At 58.7% G+C, this 14,861-nt stretch carries 15 protein-coding genes and 3 tRNA genes (1 of these 18 running past the window's edge); 13 read left to right on the forward strand and 5 right to left on the reverse strand.

What is annotated here, in order from left to right; translation table 11 throughout:
- The 5 genes from ccsB to FDQ92_RS14720 form a co-directional block, all read left to right on the forward strand.
- Nucleotides 1-413: the 3' portion of a c-type cytochrome biogenesis protein CcsB gene (gene ccsB / locus FDQ92_RS14700; protein ID WP_137425588.1), read on the forward strand. It extends 436 nt beyond the left edge of the window; only the last 413 of its 849 coding nucleotides appear in the window; the start codon falls outside the window, past its left edge; its stop codon occupies nucleotides 411-413.
- Between the two features lie 125 nt (nucleotides 414-538).
- On the forward strand, nucleotides 539-958 hold the full coding sequence (gene tatB / locus FDQ92_RS14705; RefSeq protein ID WP_137425589.1) for a Sec-independent protein translocase protein TatB: 420 nt from the start codon (nucleotides 539-541) through the stop codon (nucleotides 956-958).
- Nucleotides 955-1,731: a twin-arginine translocase subunit TatC gene (tatC, locus tag FDQ92_RS14710; RefSeq protein ID WP_137425590.1), complete on the forward strand. Its 777-nt coding sequence runs from the start codon at nucleotides 955-957 to the stop codon at nucleotides 1,729-1,731. Before tatB ends, tatC begins: the two co-directional genes overlap by 4 nt.
- Before the next feature lie 110 nt (nucleotides 1,732-1,841).
- Entirely contained in the window at nucleotides 1,842-2,513 is a 672-nt protein-coding gene (locus FDQ92_RS14715) for an XTP/dITP diphosphatase (protein WP_137425591.1), read from the forward strand.
- A 25-nt stretch (nucleotides 2,514-2,538) separates the two neighbouring features.
- Nucleotides 2,539-2,754, forward strand: a complete 216-nt coding sequence (locus FDQ92_RS14720) for a hypothetical protein (RefSeq protein WP_137425592.1) — start codon at nucleotides 2,539-2,541, stop codon at nucleotides 2,752-2,754.
- Here the strand turns inward: FDQ92_RS14720 and FDQ92_RS14725 are convergent.
- A complete protein-coding gene (locus FDQ92_RS14725; protein WP_137425593.1) occupies nucleotides 2,739-3,164 on the reverse strand; it encodes an iron-sulfur cluster assembly scaffold protein in 426 nt (141 codons plus the stop codon). The two genes, FDQ92_RS14720 and FDQ92_RS14725, sit on opposite strands and share 16 nt — an antisense overlap.
- Nucleotides 3,165-3,358: 194 nt before the next feature.
- Between FDQ92_RS14725 and FDQ92_RS14730 the strand changes: the two genes are divergently transcribed.
- Nucleotides 3,359-4,534 (forward strand): 6-phosphofructokinase, encoded by a 1,176-nt coding sequence (locus FDQ92_RS14730; RefSeq protein WP_137425594.1) that lies wholly within the window; start codon nucleotides 3,359-3,361, stop codon nucleotides 4,532-4,534.
- 70 nt (nucleotides 4,535-4,604) lie between these two features.
- Here the strand turns inward: FDQ92_RS14730 and FDQ92_RS14735 are convergent, their stop codons facing one another.
- Together FDQ92_RS14735 and FDQ92_RS14740 are read right to left on the reverse strand one after the other, a co-directional pair.
- Nucleotides 4,605-5,174 (reverse strand): hypothetical protein, encoded by a 570-nt coding sequence (locus tag FDQ92_RS14735; protein WP_137425595.1) that lies wholly within the window; start codon nucleotides 5,172-5,174, stop codon nucleotides 4,605-4,607.
- A gap of 398 nt (nucleotides 5,175-5,572) precedes the next feature.
- A complete protein-coding gene (locus FDQ92_RS14740; protein ID WP_137425596.1) occupies nucleotides 5,573-5,764 on the reverse strand; it encodes a hypothetical protein in 192 nt (63 codons plus the stop codon).
- Between the two features lie 370 nt (nucleotides 5,765-6,134).
- On the opposite strand from FDQ92_RS14740, the gene FDQ92_RS14745 reads away from it, so the two are divergent.
- The 7 genes from FDQ92_RS14745 (at nucleotide 6,135) to FDQ92_RS14775 (ending at nucleotide 12,742) form a co-directional block, all read left to right on the forward strand.
- A tRNA-Leu gene (locus FDQ92_RS14745) sits at nucleotides 6,135-6,219 on the forward strand.
- Nucleotides 6,220-6,345: 126 nt separating this feature from the next.
- A complete protein-coding gene (gene tig / locus FDQ92_RS14750; protein ID WP_246042007.1) occupies nucleotides 6,346-7,659 on the forward strand; it encodes a trigger factor in 1,314 nt (437 codons plus the stop codon).
- Between the two features lie 3 nt (nucleotides 7,660-7,662).
- Entirely contained in the window at nucleotides 7,663-8,268 is a 606-nt protein-coding gene (clpP, locus tag FDQ92_RS14755; protein WP_137425598.1) for an ATP-dependent Clp endopeptidase proteolytic subunit ClpP, read from the forward strand.
- 467 nt (nucleotides 8,269-8,735) lie between these two features.
- Nucleotides 8,736-9,992 (forward strand): ATP-dependent Clp protease ATP-binding subunit ClpX, encoded by a 1,257-nt coding sequence (gene clpX, locus FDQ92_RS14760; RefSeq protein ID WP_137425599.1) that lies wholly within the window; start codon nucleotides 8,736-8,738, stop codon nucleotides 9,990-9,992.
- A 27-nt stretch (nucleotides 9,993-10,019) separates the two neighbouring features.
- Entirely contained in the window at nucleotides 10,020-12,467 is a 2,448-nt protein-coding gene (gene lon, locus FDQ92_RS14765) for an endopeptidase La (protein WP_137425600.1), read from the forward strand.
- A 109-nt stretch (nucleotides 12,468-12,576) separates the two neighbouring features.
- Nucleotides 12,577-12,652: transfer RNA gene (locus tag FDQ92_RS14770), tRNA-Val, on the forward strand.
- A gap of 13 nt (nucleotides 12,653-12,665) precedes the next feature.
- Nucleotides 12,666-12,742, forward strand: a tRNA-Asp gene (locus FDQ92_RS14775).
- A 329-nt stretch (nucleotides 12,743-13,071) separates the two neighbouring features.
- On the opposite strand, the gene FDQ92_RS14780 is transcribed toward FDQ92_RS14775, so the two are convergent.
- Both FDQ92_RS14780 and FDQ92_RS14785 read right to left on the reverse strand, forming a co-directional pair.
- Complete coding sequence (locus tag FDQ92_RS14780) at nucleotides 13,072-13,677, reverse strand: hypothetical protein (RefSeq protein WP_137425601.1); 606 nt, start codon at nucleotides 13,675-13,677, stop codon at nucleotides 13,072-13,074.
- 90 nt (nucleotides 13,678-13,767) lie between these two features.
- Nucleotides 13,768-14,775 (reverse strand): transposase, encoded by a 1,008-nt coding sequence (locus FDQ92_RS14785; RefSeq protein ID WP_137425602.1) that lies wholly within the window; start codon nucleotides 14,773-14,775, stop codon nucleotides 13,768-13,770.
- Nucleotides 14,776-14,861 lie beyond the last annotated feature (86 nt).

Here is a 14,861-nt window from a genome sequence, read left to right on the forward strand (position 1 = left end):
ACGCGGCCTTCGCCGTTTCGCTCGGGATCAGCGTGGTGTATCTTTTGAAAAAGAAAGACAATCCCGGACACGGCTCATCCGGCGTTCTCGGAATGTTTCCGACATCCCGGCAGCTGGACGAACTGAACTATCAAATGATCCTTTTCGGGTTTCTCTGGCTTTCCGTGGGAATCCTCACGGGATCGGTCTGGGCGAACTCGGCTTGGGGTTCCTACTGGAGTTGGGACCCGAAGGAAACGTGGTCGCTCATCACGTGGCTCATCTATGCGGCGGTGCTTCACGTGAGGGCCGTCCGAAGATGGCGTGGCAGAAAGGTGGCGTGGCTTTCCATGCTGGGGTTTGCATCGGTTCTGTTCACGTATTTCGGCGTAAACTTCCTTTTGAGCGGACTTCACAGCTACGCCGTGAAATAATAAGGGAGCCGGGCGAAGGCCCGGGACGCATCATCCGGGAGTTCACAGAGAAGTCCCGGTCCGGCGAGACACCGCCCGGCGGCTCTACAAAACACCCGGACAACCTCACAAGGAGTCGAAAGGCCATGTTCGGCATCGGCTTTCCGGAATTGATCCTCATCTTTGCCGTTGCGCTCATCGTCGTGGGACCGGGCAAGCTGCCCGACCTCGCCCGCGCCCTGGGGCGCGGCCTCGCCGAATTTCGAAAAGCGACCGGCGACCTCAAAGAAACCTTCGAACAGGACGAAACAGTCCGGGAAATCAAGAAGGAATTTCATAGCGCTCAGAGTCAACTCCTGCTCGAACAGGGGACCCGTGACAAAGGCTTTGAAAAAACCGGCAAGGCCGCCGCCTCGCCGCCTCGCGAACCGAGCGGCGAAGGAACGGCGCAAACCCCGGGGGCGACCCCGACTCCGCAGCGGTCGCCCGGAGCCACCGTCGCGGAAAGATCCGACGAGACGATCGAAGAACCCCCGGCTTCAGACCCCCCTGCGGAGAAGCAATGAGTTCCGACGCGGGCAAGATGCCCTTCACCCAGCACCTGGAAGAACTCCGCCACCGGTTGATCATCTGCGCCGTGGCCGTGGGAATCGGCTTCCTGATCTCCTATTTCTTCAAAGAAAAGATCTTCGAAGTGCTGATCCGCCCTCTCATCGAGGCGTTGCCCGAAGACCAGGGCCAGACGTTGATCTATACGGCTCCTCACGAGGCCTTTCTCACGTACCTCAAGGTATCCTTCCTGGCCGGGGTCGGCCTGGCTGTTCCAGTAATCCTTTTCCAGTTCTGGCGCTTTATCGCCCCCGGTCTCTACGAAAACGAAAAGCGCTACATGTACCCGATCGTTTTTCTTTCTTCGTTTTTTTTTCTCGGAGGAGCGCTTTTCGGCTATTTCATCGTCTTTCCCTACGGTTTTCAGTTTTTCGCGTCCTTCGCCAACGACTATATCGCTCCCATGATCAGCACGAAGGAATTCCTTTCCTTTGCCGTACGCCTGCTCATCGCCTTCGGCCTGGTTTTTGAGCTCCCCCTGGTCACGTTCTTTCTGGCCAAACTGGGGTTGATCAGTTCGACGTTTCTACGCAGGCAGCGTAAGTATGCCATTTTGCTGATCTTCATCGTAGCGGCCATCCTTACCCCGCCGGACGTGTTCACGCAAATGCTCATGGCCCTGCCGCTTCTGATTCTCTACGAGATGAGTGTCTGGATCGCCCACTTTTTCGGGCGCAAGCCCGTCACAGAGGAGACCGCGGAAAAGGGGAAATCCGAATCACCGGCTTGACCTTTTTCCGTTGAGCCGCCAAGATGTCATGGCGGTCGTTGCCGTCACGGCGCGGCGGCCGCGATGCTTTGTCCACTCAAGCGGTTGAAACGGCTTTGGAGAGGCTTCAGATGGAGCGGATCATTCTGGTAGTGGCGACGCGAAATAAAGGCAAGTCCAGGGAAATCAGGAACGCCCTCAATGGATGCCCTGTGGACATCAAGGATCTGAACGACTTCGGCCCGATTCCGGAAGTGGAGGAAGACGGCGATACCTTCGACGACAACGCTTACAAGAAGGCCCACTTCACGGCCAAGGTCCTGGGGGTTCCCGCGCTGGCCGACGATTCGGGGCTGGAAGTGGAGGCGCTCGGCGGCGCCCCAGGGGTCTATTCCTCCCGGTACGCGGGTCCCGGCGCCACGGACTCGGAAAACAACGCGAAGCTCCTGGAAGCGCTGCGGGGCCGAAACGACCGTAAAGCCCGCTTTGTCTGCGTGCTTTCCCTCGCGGTCCCGATGGGTTACGCCCTGACCTACGAAGCCGCCTGCGAAGGGATCATCCTGGAGGCCCCCCGAGGCGACGGCGGGTTCGGCTATGATCCTCTCTTTTATTACCCGCCCTTGAAAAAGACTTTTGCCGAGATGACGCCGGAAGAGAAATTTTCGGTCAGCCATCGTGGAAAGGCCTTGAAAGAACTTCAAGAGGAATTCGATAAGGTCATGGTGTGGGTACGCCAGCGGCTCGAAGAAGAAAGGCGGTGGCGATTGGGTGAAATGTGCGTCGAGGCTCCAAACGACGAGTGACCCGTCCTCGCTATTGTAGGGCCCCATGACTCCGACCCCCGACACAACCGCCTTCCGCAAGGAAATCGAAGCCGTGCTTCGCAGCTCGCGCGACTCGGGCCTTCCGCCGCGGCGGCGGCTTATGGACCAGGCGAAAAACGTTTCGGAGTTCCTGAGTTTCCTGCTCTTTAACTGGAAGCCCGGACCCGGGGGGCGGAAGGTGATGAAGCCTCGGCCTGAAGACGTTCACCGTGAGCCGTAGATACGCTTGAGCGGGTTTTTCCGCGATTCCCGCGCATCGGCAAGCGCCAGGTACAAGGCGCCCACCGCCAGTTCGGCGCAGTGGTGTTGGCTCTTCGGCAGCGTTTTGAGAAACCCGATGACGTCACCGGGCGTGACCTCCCATGCCTCATCCAGCGTTCTTCCTTCAACCAGATGGATCACCGTATTGGCGCTGGCGACGGTATGCAGGCAGCCGTCGGTTTCGAAGGAGGCGCTCCGGATGGTATCGTTGTCGAGTACGAGAAAGATTTCCACCGTGTCGCCGCATGCCCCCGTTTTTCGGCCGCGGCCGTCGGGTTTCAACGGTACCTCCCGCTTGTCGGTGCGGAAGGCCATCTCCAGGAATTCAATTGAATGACGCTGCCAGAAATCCATTGTACTTGCATCCATAGACCGCCTTTCTTTAAAATAGGAAGAAAGAAAACAGCTTCGCGTGCAAGCCTTTGATCCCGTTGTTTCCGTTACCGGATCCCGAGAACGTTCATCTCTTATCTTGCGGTTTCTCGTGCGGTTTGGCTAGTATGTAAAATCGACGGCTGCAGCTGTCACGGAACCCCCTGAGCGCACCAAATGGAGGAAGAACCATGTCCCTCGCTGAACGCGGACCGACCATCGTTGGCATCTTGACGGGAGGTGGAGACGTGCCCGGCCTGAATCCGTGCATCAAGGCCCTGGTATATCGATGCGTGGATGAAGGCTACCAAGTCCTGGGCATACGCCGCGGCTGGGCCGGACTCCTGGACTACGACGGCGCCGATCCCGAGACGTTCGGCCGCTGCTTCCAATGGCTGGAAAAAAATACCGTTCGCACCATCGACCGATCGGGCGGTACCTACCTGCACACGTCCCGCACCAACCCGGCGGCCGTTCGCTTCAAGGAATGCCCCGACTTCCTGAAATCCCACTACGACAATCCCGAGGGAAAGAAGGACTTTACCGGCCACATCCTTCAAAACCTTGAAAAGCTCGGCGTATCGCTCCTGATCGCCATCGGCGGGGACGACACCCTGAGTTACGCCGCGCGCCTCCACATGGAAGGGTTTGCGGTTCTCGCCATCCCGAAGACCATGGACAACGACGTCTTCGGAACCGACTACTGCATCGGGTTTTCGACGGCGATCACACGAAGTGTCAATTTCATTCACGCCCTTCGGACGTCGACGGGTTCGCACGAACGGATCGCCGTCGTTGAACTTTTCGGGCGAAACTGCGGCGAAACAAGTCTGATCAGCGCCTATCTCGCGGCGGTGGACCGTGCCATCATCAGCGAGGTGCCCTTCGATCCTCATCGGCTGGGCGAGCTGATCATGGACGACAAGCGAAGAAATCCTAGCAATTACGCCATGATGACCATAAGCGAAGGCGCGACCATGGTGGGAGGCTCGGTCCTGGAGTACGGAGACACTGACGCCTACGGCCATCGCAAACTCGGCGGAATCGGCATGCTGACCGGCGAGATCCTGAAGAAGATCACGGGCGAGGGCATCATATACCAGCAGCTGTCGTATCTGATGCGAAGCGGCGCTCCCGATTCGCTGGACCTCATGGTGGCGGTCAACTTCGCCAACATCGCCATCGATCTGGCGCTCAGAAAAAACTTCGGCCGGATGGTTTCGCTCAGCAAGGGCACTTATACCGATATGCCCATCAGCATCATCACCGCCGGCCAGAAGCGGGTGGATATCCACGAGCTTTACGACGTCAACCAGTACCGGCCCAAGGTGCGGCACGTGATGGGAAAGCCCATGTTTCTGTATTAAGGGCCCACCCCCAGCCCTCTCTCTCAAGGGAGGGCGTTCTCGGACGGGCTCCTGGCCACAGAGTTTGGACTCACTCCAGCTGCGCACGCTCCCTGGCGATTTCCGCCAGGGTTTCTCTGTGGGCGAGCACCTCCTCCACATTTTCGATTCTTTGTTTTCTCTTTCCCGGAAGTTCCAGGTACCGGGTGGACTTGAAGTTGAGGTAAAAGCGGCAGAGCCATTTTCTGGGATCGCCGTCCAGGACGATGCTCGTGTAGTTTTTGGTTTCCCGGGGAACCACGGTGGTTCCAGGCGGGACATGGCCGCGGATGAGTTCTCCCACCAGGGCGACGGCCCTGTGCCTTGGATCCTCCGCGGTGCCCTCGCCCCCCGCTGCGGCGATGGAAGCCGAACCGGAGGCGGGCGGAGCTTGAACCGGTTCGCAGGCGGCGGTGCCTTGAACTTCCGCGAGAAGACCCTCAGCATTTGCGGCGGGAGTTGAGGCGGGGGTGGTCTTCGGTGCCGGCTCGGCCGCGCCCTTGCCGCCTTTTGCGGCCGCCGAGGACCTCTTGGAGGCTTTGGCCTTTCGCGGCCCGGATGTTCGCCGAGTCAGGATATACATTCCGCAAAGCCCAATACCGAAAAAGAGCCACGTCTCCATGTCCCATCCTCGCCGCCTGGGTTTCCGATTCCTCGCCGTGTAGATACGGTACGTTTTTTCTAGACGAGGGTCTCAGCGCTGTCAACCGATTCGGGCCATCTTAGTCAAGATATTTCAGATTGTTAGCCATAGGTCTGCGCCGGCAGGCTGAAGCGTGTCTCCTCTGGGGTCCTTCGAAAGGAGCTGACCGGAAGCGGCTGGAGCACCGCCGTCAATTCCTGGTCGCAACAGAGCGTCCATGGAGACGTTGGGCGGGTGGAATGCAGGGAAACGCCGGGGAGCCGGAACATCGGAGGATCGATCCGCTGCAAAGAGATCGACGACGTCCGCTGACAAAGCAACTCCCCGGTGGCCTCTGGGCGGCATCGCACAGGCTGCGGCCCCGCTTCACCGCCTGCTCATTTGCGGACGGAGAAAAAGGAATCCGACTTGCAGTCGCCCGACTGTTCCTTCATCTGACATTCGCGGCAGCGTTCCCCGTATTCCGGTTGAGTGTGGCGCGTGATAATGTTGCTTCCGCTGGGATACTGGGAACAGTTGGTGCACCAGTGCCACACGTTACTGTCTTCCTTTCGACGATACACCGCCATGCCGAACCTCCTTTTCTGGTGACACAAACTGGATCCGGTGAGCCGTCCGCATGGATGATGTTCCCTACGAACCATTTGAAAATATCATAGCAAGGCTCGCCGTGGATTACCAGATCCCAGTTTCTGCGGATAAAGAAAGGAAAGAGCAGGCGGAGGTAGGCGAAGGCGGCAATTCCCGACCGCCGAGTCCGCCATCGGGCGGTGCGGCGAACCTCGGGATCAGGGGGGTCCGCGCTGCCGCCTCAGGCTGGCACACCGGCATCCGCCCGTCCGGGAAGCGGTCGGCAACGCCTTGGAAATCTAAAGCTTTTCCCTTGACACTCCTTTGACCGTGCGATTAGAAATCATTTGCTTCGGATCGGAGCTTCGTGCGAGAGTGGCGGAATAGGCAGACGCACTGGACTTAGGATCCAGCGCCTCCGGGCTTGCGGGTTCGACTCCCGCCTCTCGCACCAGGCGCTCCCGCAGCGGCCCTCGAAGGGGCCGGAAGCCACCGAGGCAGGGCCGACTTTACGGGAAAGTCGGCCGAAAGGGGATTTTCAATCGTATTCACTTCAGCAAAGAAAGGTCTTGGCGTGGAAATGAAGGTTTCCGTTACCGACCTGAGTTCGACTCAAAAGAGGCTCGAGATCGAGGTTCCCGCGAACCGGATGAAGCAGGAACTGGACAAGCGCTATCGCGATCTGGCCAAGAACGTTCGCATCAAGGGCTTCCGCCCCGGGAAGGTGCCTCGAAAGATCCTCCAATCCTATTACGGCAAGAATGTTGAAAGTGAAGTTTCCAGCCAGGTCATCCAGGAAACCTACCCCAAGGCGATTCAGGAAGCGGCCATCAAGCCCTTGGTGGAAGCCGATATCGAAGAAATACACTTCGCTGACGAAGGCACCTTCACCTATGCCGCGATCGTGGAAGTGAGCCCGCCCTTCGAGTTGCCCGAGTACAAGGGGCTGAAGATCGAAAAACGGGCGGCGGCTGTGACCGACGAGCAGGTTCTCGAGGAATTGCAGGAGCTGCGCCAGCGGCACGCCCAGCTCCAGAGCCTGGAAGAGGACCGGCCGATCCGGGAAGGCGATGTGGTGGTGGTGGATTTCACGCCCTGGGTCGACGACGCGGTCTTTGAAAGAGGCAAGGCCGATGATTATATGTTGGAGGTGGGTCTGAAGCAGCTCCATGCCGCGTTCGACGAAAGCCTTCTAGGCCGCCGGGAGGGCGAGTCCTTTTCTTTCGAAATCGACTATCCCGCGGATGCACCCACCAAGGAAATCGCCGGCAAGCGTGTCCGCTTCGAAGTGACGGTCAAAGAGGTGAAGGCGAAGATTCTCCCGGATCTGGATGACGATTTAGCCAAAGAAGTAGGAGATTATGAAACGCTGGAGGAATTGAAGGAAGCCACTCGAAGCCGGCTGGCCGAAATCGCGGAAAAGGGGCTCCGGGCGGAAACCCGGGGAAGGATCATGGAAGAGCTGGTCAAGCGTGCGTCGTTCGATCTTTCTCCCAAGGTGATCGACCGGGAAGTGGACTTTCTTGTCGAGCAGTTTGTGAGCCAGTTTCAAAGACAGGGGCTGAACATCGACCCGGAGGCCTTCAAGGCCCCCGAGGTGCGGGCGGAATACAGGCCCCAAGCCGAGCGGAACCTGCGCTGGCGTCTCATCGCCAACCGCATCGCCGCCCAGGAAGGCATCGAACTTGACGAAGACGAACTGGAGGCGATCTACGCCGAGGTAGCCCGAGTGATGCGAACCACCGTGGAAAAGGTGCGTGACGCTTACGCGGAAACCCCCGTGATCGAACAGATGAAGGAAAGCAAGCTCCATGAAAAGGTCATGGAGTTCCTGGAAGCATCGGCCGTCTTCATCGAACCCGCCGAAGGCGGCTCGGAACAGAACGAGGAGTGATCAATGTCTCTCATACCCATCGTGATCGAACAGAGCAGCCGTGGAGAACGTGCTTTCGACATTTATTCCAGGCTCTTGCGGGATCGGATCATTTTCTTGGGAACAGCGGTCACCGACGACGTGGCCAACGTGATCATTGCACAGATGCTTTTCCTCGAATCCGAAGACCCCGACAAGGACATCCACTTTTATATCAACTCCCCCGGCGGCCTGGTGACGGCGGGACTCGCCATCTATGACACCATGCAGTACATCAAGCCGGACGTTTCGACGCTGTGCATGGGCCAGGCGGCGAGTATGGCGGCGGTGCTTCTGGCGGCGGGGGTCAAGGGGAAGCGCTTCGCCCTCCCCCACGCCCGCATCATGCTGCATCAGCCCATGGGCGGATTTCAGGGCCAAGCCACCGACGTGGACATTCAGGCCCGGGAAATTCTGAGACTGCGCGAGGAACTCAACGAGATCCTGGTCCGGCACACCGGAAAGCCCATCGAGCAGATCCAAAGAGACACCGATCGGGACTTCTACATGTCCGGGGTACAGGCCTGCGACTACGGCTTGGTGGACGAAGTGATTTCACAGCGACAGGATGCGGGAAAGAAGGACCGCTAGGGGCGCATCGGCCGTATGGGGCATTGATCGGCCGGGTTTCAGGGGGAAGCGGCACGTTGAGAGCCTCTTCCCCTTTCCATTTGGGCGACTTGGGTGCCGCAGGCGGTGCCCGCAGTCCGTGGGGCCCGTGGCGCGTTTCTTGCTTTGCCAAACCGCGCAATTTGCACTAGAATAAGAAGCAAATGCCCACAAGGCAGGAATCCTTGGCGGCGCCCGTCGCGGAATCGCAGCGGGCGGTTGGAGTTGTGCCGTCCCGGCAAGCCTTCCGCGGCATTGTGCCGGAAGGCGGAGGCGATGGAATTGCTCATGCGGCCGTTGAATCGAGCCGATTCAATCGTTATGATTAGTAGCAGTCAAGGTAATGCCATAGTCGAGGCGAAGGCGACAGGAACCGGGTCTTCTGCCGCTGCAGCGGGTGGACCTCAGGCGCCTCGGCATTGATCGATGAAGACCCCAGGAGGAATGGGATGGCTAAGAGACGTGACGAGAGAGGCGGGGAGCTCCGGTGCTCTTTCTGCGGAAAGAGCCAGGACGAGGTGAAGAAGCTGATCGCTGGCCCAACCGTCTACATTTGCGACGAGTGTGTTGAATTGTGCAACGACATCATCGCAGAGGAATACGAACGGGACGAGGCCTCGCGAGCGACCCATATTCCCAAACCGTCTGAAATCAAGGACGCGCTGGATCAGTATGTGATCGGCCAGGAAAGGGCGAAAAAGATCCTTTCGGTGGCCGTGCACAACCACTACAAGCGGATCGAGTTGAAGCCCGACAAGAAGGACGACGTGGAGTTGCAGAAAAGCAACATCCTCATGATCGGGCCCACGGGTTCCGGAAAGACCCTCCTTGCCCAGACCCTGGCGAGGATCCTGAACGTCCCGTTCACCATCGCCGACGCCACCACGTTGACCGAAGCCGGCTACGTGGGGGAAGACGTCGAAAACATTCTGGTTAACCTGATCCAGGCCGCGGATTACGACATTGAAAAGGCCTCCCGCGGCATCGTCTACATCGACGAAATCGACAAGATTGCCAAGAAATCGGACAGCCCGTCCATCACCCGGGACGTTTCCGGGGAAGGCGTTCAGCAGGCGCTCCTCAAGATTCTCGAGGGGACCGTCGCCAACGTACCGCCCAAGGGCGGGCGCAAGCACCCGCAGCAGGAGTTCATCAAGATCGACACCACGAACATTCTGTTCATCTGCGGCGGCGCCTTCAACCACTTGGAAACGATCATCCGGTCGAGAACCGGCATTAAGGGACTCGGCTTCAGCGCCACGATCCGCGGCAAGGACGAACGGAACGTGGGGGAAATTCTGGGCCAGGTGCAACCCGAGGACCTGATCCGCTTCGGGATGATTCCGGAATTCGTGGGGCGTCTGCCCGTGATCGCGACCCTTGGGGAACTCACCGAGGAAGAGCTCATCACGATCCTCACCGAACCTCGAAACGCCTTGGTCAAGCAGTACAAGAAGCTTTTCGACTTGGAAGACGTGAAACTCCGGTTCACGGAAGGCGCCCTGAGGGCCGTCGCCCGGGAGGCGCTCCGAAGGAAATCGGGGGCCCGTGGGCTGCGGTCCATCATGGAAAACGTGATGCTTGACATCATGTACGATCTGCCTTCTCAGGCGGATGTGCAGGAATGCGTCATCAATGAGGAAGTGATACTGAGCAACGAACAGCCCATGCTGCTCTACCGAAGCCAGACACGTGAGTCGGCTTGAAAACCGTACGGAAAACTGTGGGGGATCATGTTTAAGAGAATCCGACAGAAAGACGATGCACTCGGCGCACCCGACACCTTCATCATGCCGCTGCTTCCGTTGCGGGACATCGTGGTATTTCCCGCCATGGTGGTGCCGTTGTTCGTGGGGAGGGACAAGTCGATCAACGCGATGGAAAACGCCATGAACACCGACAAGAGGATCTTCCTGGCGGCACAGAAGAACGCGAAGACCGACAACCCCAGAGAAGTGGACATCTTCCGCATGGGTACCCTCGCCACCATCCTGCAACTTCTTCGGCTGCCGGACGGCACCGTGAAGGTTTTGGTGGAAGGTGAACAGCGCTGCCGGATTCGCAATTTCATACCCAGCGCGGACGCCTTTCTGGTGCAGGTGGAAACCGTCGACGAAACCCTGCCCGACAACGTGGAAATCGAAGCCCTGCGGCGAAGCATTAAAGCGGCCTTCATGTCGTATTCGAAGCACAACAAGAAGATCACCCAGGAAATCCTGGACGCCGTCTCCGACATTGAGGAGCCTTCACGTCTCGCGGACACCATCGCCGCCTACATGCCGCTCAAAATCGACGCCAAGCAGAAGCTGCTCGAAACCGTCGACCCGGCCAAGCGGCTGGAAAAGCTTTTCGGTCATATCCGCTCGGAGATCGAAATCATCCAGACCGAGGAACGCATCAAGGGCCGCGTCAAGAAACAGATGGAGAAGACGCAGCGCGAGTACTACCTGAATGAGCAGATGCGGGCCATTCAGAAGGAAATGGGGGAAAAGGACGATTTCAAGTCCGAGCTGGAGGACCTGGAGAAGCGGATCAAGCGCAAGCGGCTCTCCAAGGAAGCGGCGGCCAAGGTCCGCCACGAGCTCAAGAAGCTCAAGCTCATGTCGCCTATGAGCGCCGAGGCGACGGTGGTCCGCAACTACATCGATTGGATCCTGTCGCTCCCGTGGAATGAAAAGACCAAGGACAAGCTCGACATCGACCAGGCGGCGGCCATTCTGGACGAAGACCATTACGGCCTGGAAAAACCCAAGCAGCGGATCCTGGAATACCTGGCGGTGCAATCGCTGGTGAAAAAGATCAAGGGGCCCATCCTTTGCTTCGTGGGGCCTCCGGGCGTGGGAAAAACCTCGCTCGCCCGTTCCATCGCCCGTTCCATGAACCGGAACTTCATCCGGCTTTCGCTCGGAGGCGTTCGGGACGAAGCGGAAATCCGCGGTCACCGGCGGACCTACATCGGCGCCATGCCGGGCAAGATCATCCAGAGCCTCCGCAAGGCAAAAAGCAACAATCCGGTGTTCTGCCTCGATGAAATCGACAAGATGAGTATGGACTTCCGGGGCGACCCGGCCGCGGCGCTCCTGGAAGTGCTGGACCCCGAACAGAATTTCGCCTTCAACGATCACTACCTGGATCTGGACTACGACCTGTCGTCCGTCTTTTTCATCACCACCGCCAACACGCTCCATTCGATCCCGCCTCCGCTCCAGGATCGCATGGAAATCATCCAGATGTCGGGATACACGGAGTTCGACAAGCTGAACATCGCAAGGAACTTCCTGATCAAGAAGCAGTGTGAAGCCAACGGGATCAGTGAAGAACACGTGACCTTCACCGACGAGAACATCCTCTACATCATCCGTCACTACACCAAGGAGGCGGGCGTTCGAAACCTGGAACGCGAAATCGCTTCCATCTGCCGCAAGGTGGCGAAGGAAGTGGTCCGCCTGGGTCCTGAAACCCGGATCATCCTGAACGAGGAACGGATCCAGGAGTATCTCGGCATACCCAAGTACCGTTACGGGCGCAGCGAGGAAAAGGACGAAGTCGGCCTGGCCACCGGCCTCGCCTGGACGGAATTCGGCGGAGATATTCTCGGGATCGAAACCCTGGTTCTTCCCGGCAAGGGGAAGATCATCATCACCGGGAAACTGGGGGAAGTCATGCAGGAATCCGCCCAGGCGGCGTTGAGCTACGTGCGATCGCGGGCGGCGTTTCTGGGAATCGACGAGAACTTCTCCAAGGACCTGGACATCCACGTTCACGTCCCGGAAGGCGCCATTCCCAAGGATGGTCCTTCAGCCGGCATCACCATGGCTACGTCCATGGTTTCGGCCCTTACGCGGATCCCCGTCCGAAGCCAGGTGGCCATGACGGGCGAAATCACCCTGCGGGGCCGCGTGCTTCCCATCGGCGGCCTCAAGGAGAAGATCCTGGCCGCGCACCGGAGCCTTATCAAGAAGGTGCTGATCCCCAAGGACAACGCCAAGGACTTGAAAGACATCCCTCAGAAGATCTTGAACGAAATTGACATCGAACTGGTGGATCACATGGACGAAGTCCTGAAGAACGCCTTGGCCGTGGAAGACCCGGAGAGCTTGTTCCGGGATGCTCCCCCTCAGAGTAAGCCCCTCCTGTTCGGGAAGGAAGAGCCCCGGGGCGAGGAGATTCACCCGCATTAAGCGGAGGACTAGAAAGCCCTTGACTTGAGTGCCCGGATCGGCTAAAAACCAGCACTCGCGAGGGCGAAAGACGGGCACCTACCCCCGGGTAGGTTGCAATAAGGTAAGCGGGCGGATAGCTCAGTGGGGAGAGCATCGGCCTTACAAGCCGGGGGTCACAGGTTCGAGCCCTGTTCCGCCCACCACGGTTCGATTTGCGGGGTCGTAGTTAAGCTGGTTATAACGCCGGCCTGTCACGCCGGAGGCCGAGGGTTCAAGTCCCTTCGACCCCGCCAGAAAACCCAGAGGGTTTGGCCGTCCAAAACGGCCAAACCCTCTTTCACTTTTGGGGCCTGATTTTGATAGCCTAAAATTCCCCCACCCTCCTCCACAGTCATCTGACAGCACGATCTGGTGATGAAACACTCAACCAGAGTTACTGGAGTACATGGGGGTCCGCCACAAAGCATGGCCCTTTCTGACTTCGGCACCGGCCATTCCACCAGGCAGGTGGTGGAGTCGGCCATCCTCGATCCCTGCCGCAGGCCGACTCCCGCGCCAGCACGCCGGCCTTCCAAGTTACTTACATACCTAACCTCGTCCCTTTTCCCCGTTCCCTCGCTGGCTATGGCCACCTGATCGCCGGGTGCACTTCATAAACCGGGGAACGGACCTTTTCCATAGGAGCGGTTCCCAGCAGCCTGGGGCTGATCAGGCCGCCGCCTTTCAGTATGGCGATCATGGCGCCGGTCCGTTTCCCCAGCCCGGTTTTCACGCAGGCCACGCCGATGGCGGCGCCGTTAGTTTGAAAATGAACGGCGCTTTTAAAGATCTCCCGGACCAGAGCCGGCATTTTTTCATGTTCCGGTTCTCCCATATGAGCGTACATGGCATCAACCGCCGAAGCCGGATCCCAGAGGCCGTTTCGCGCCGCGATATCCAGCAGGAACCGAACGATGTTGGGCATCTCATAATATTCATCGGCCTCGAACCGCATGACTCGATCATCCCATTCCGCGCACTGTCTGCTTCTCCTGGGCAGCAGCAGTCTCCAGTCCCAGGCCAGCAGCAGCACTTCCGGGGCCATGTCCCCGGCGATCCCGGCTGCTTCCTCGAAAGTGAGGCCCTGCTGCCGGCGGCAACCCTCCAGCACGGATGCCATAATGGTCAACAACGGCTCATCGCCCATTAATCCGCGCAGGGCTTTTTCTATGTTTGCATCGGATGCCACGCGAACCCCCTCCCCGCAAATGCGGATTCAATAAAATTAAGCAGCACAAGAAAAGCAAGAAAAGGGACGAGGTTAAGTAAGTGAGAAACTTTACTCGTCCAGCACCAGCTTCCGTTCAGAGGCAAGCCCTTCGCCGCGGCGGACTGCGTAATTGACTCCAGCGGCCGTCATACCAAAACGCCGCGCCAACTCGGCCGACGGCAAGCCCAGCTCTCGCACCGCCCAGAAGCAGGCCAGACTACGGGCGAGCGCACGGGGCCGCTGACGCCCGCTGCGCAGCACATCTGTGACCGGCACATCGAAAACCGACGCGGCTCGGGCCAGAACCCGATCAAAATCCCATCCCTGGCTGCGCAGGAAATAACCCCGGTCCAAGGATTGCCTCGCCTCGGCCAGCACTGAATGGACGAATCCGGGTTCGCCGAGGATGCGGCTGTCGCGCATCCGTCGCTCCAAACCCTTGTGCTGACCCTGCCGAACCTCTTTCCACCCGCTGGTTTTGCGAGAAACGCTGCCGGAGACCAGCTCCGGTTGACGGCCCAGTGCAGCATTCCGGGTGACGTACTCCTGGTATTTTCGTCGTGCGGCCTTAAGGTTTTCACTAAACTGGCGAAGCACATACTCTGTATCCTGCCAACAAACCGGCCAGCGCCCCAGCACCGCTGCGTGGCCGCAGTAGGGATAATCGGCCAGTTGAGCCAGATCGTTCACCAGGCGCGCCCGGAGCGGATTCAAATGGATGTAGGCTACAAGCTGTTTCAGATAGGCGTCTTCCTGGCAAATGATCGACTTGTACCGGTTTTGAAATAGTTGGCCGCAGCGCCGATGCCGGCGGTTGAAGCCGATGACGTATCCGGTCAGCAGCCGTCGCATCAAAACGGCGATTCCCCTTGGTCCGCTGCGAAACAAGAAATGGGCGTGGTTGTCCAAAAATGCCCAAGCATAGCAGACCGTGCCGGTCTCAGGCAGCAAAGTGGCCAGCCGATTCAGCATGTCTTTACGGTCGTCATCGTTACGAAAGATCTTGCGGCGCTCGATGCCCCGAATCATCACATGCTGCAAGATCCCCGGCGTATCCAGTCGTGCGGCTCGTGGCATGACCAAACGTTACCCAATGCTGATGCAAATGTCAAGTTACTTACTTACCTAACCTCGTCCCCGCTTCCGCTTGCCCCTTGAAAAAT

The sequence above is a fragment of the Desulfoglaeba alkanexedens ALDC genome, assembly GCF_005377625.1.
GTDB classification, from domain to species: Bacteria; Desulfobacterota; Syntrophobacteria; order Syntrophobacterales; family DSM-9756; genus Desulfoglaeba; species Desulfoglaeba alkanexedens.

Bases quoted from the DNA above. Each gene is read 5' to 3' on its own strand.
- FDQ92_RS14740 (WP_137425596.1), bottom strand. From the start codon at position 5,764: ATGGCGGTGTATCGTCGAAAGGAAGACAGTAACGTGTGGCACTGGTGC.
- clpX (WP_137425599.1), top strand. From the start codon at position 8,736: ATGGCTAAGAGACGTGACGAGAGAGGCGGGGAGCTCCGGTGCTCTTTC.
- FDQ92_RS14725 (WP_137425593.1), bottom strand. From the start codon at position 3,164: ATGGATGCAAGTACAATGGATTTCTGGCAGCGTCATTCAATTGAATTC.
- tig (WP_246042007.1), top strand. From the start codon at position 6,346: ATGAAGGTTTCCGTTACCGACCTGAGTTCGACTCAAAAGAGGCTCGAG.
- tatC (WP_137425590.1), top strand. From the start codon at position 955: ATGAGTTCCGACGCGGGCAAGATGCCCTTCACCCAGCACCTGGAAGAA.
- FDQ92_RS14785 (WP_137425602.1), bottom strand. From the start codon at position 14,775: ATGCCACGAGCCGCACGACTGGATACGCCGGGGATCTTGCAGCATGTG.
- clpP (WP_137425598.1), top strand. From the start codon at position 7,663: ATGTCTCTCATACCCATCGTGATCGAACAGAGCAGCCGTGGAGAACGT.
- FDQ92_RS14735 (WP_137425595.1), bottom strand. From the start codon at position 5,174: ATGGAGACGTGGCTCTTTTTCGGTATTGGGCTTTGCGGAATGTATATC.
- tatB (WP_137425589.1), top strand. From the start codon at position 539: ATGTTCGGCATCGGCTTTCCGGAATTGATCCTCATCTTTGCCGTTGCG.
- FDQ92_RS14715 (WP_137425591.1), top strand. From the start codon at position 1,842: ATGGAGCGGATCATTCTGGTAGTGGCGACGCGAAATAAAGGCAAGTCC.
- lon (WP_137425600.1), top strand. From the start codon at position 10,020: ATGTTTAAGAGAATCCGACAGAAAGACGATGCACTCGGCGCACCCGAC.
- FDQ92_RS14730 (WP_137425594.1), top strand. From the start codon at position 3,359: ATGTCCCTCGCTGAACGCGGACCGACCATCGTTGGCATCTTGACGGGA.
- FDQ92_RS14720 (WP_137425592.1), top strand. From the start codon at position 2,539: ATGACTCCGACCCCCGACACAACCGCCTTCCGCAAGGAAATCGAAGCC.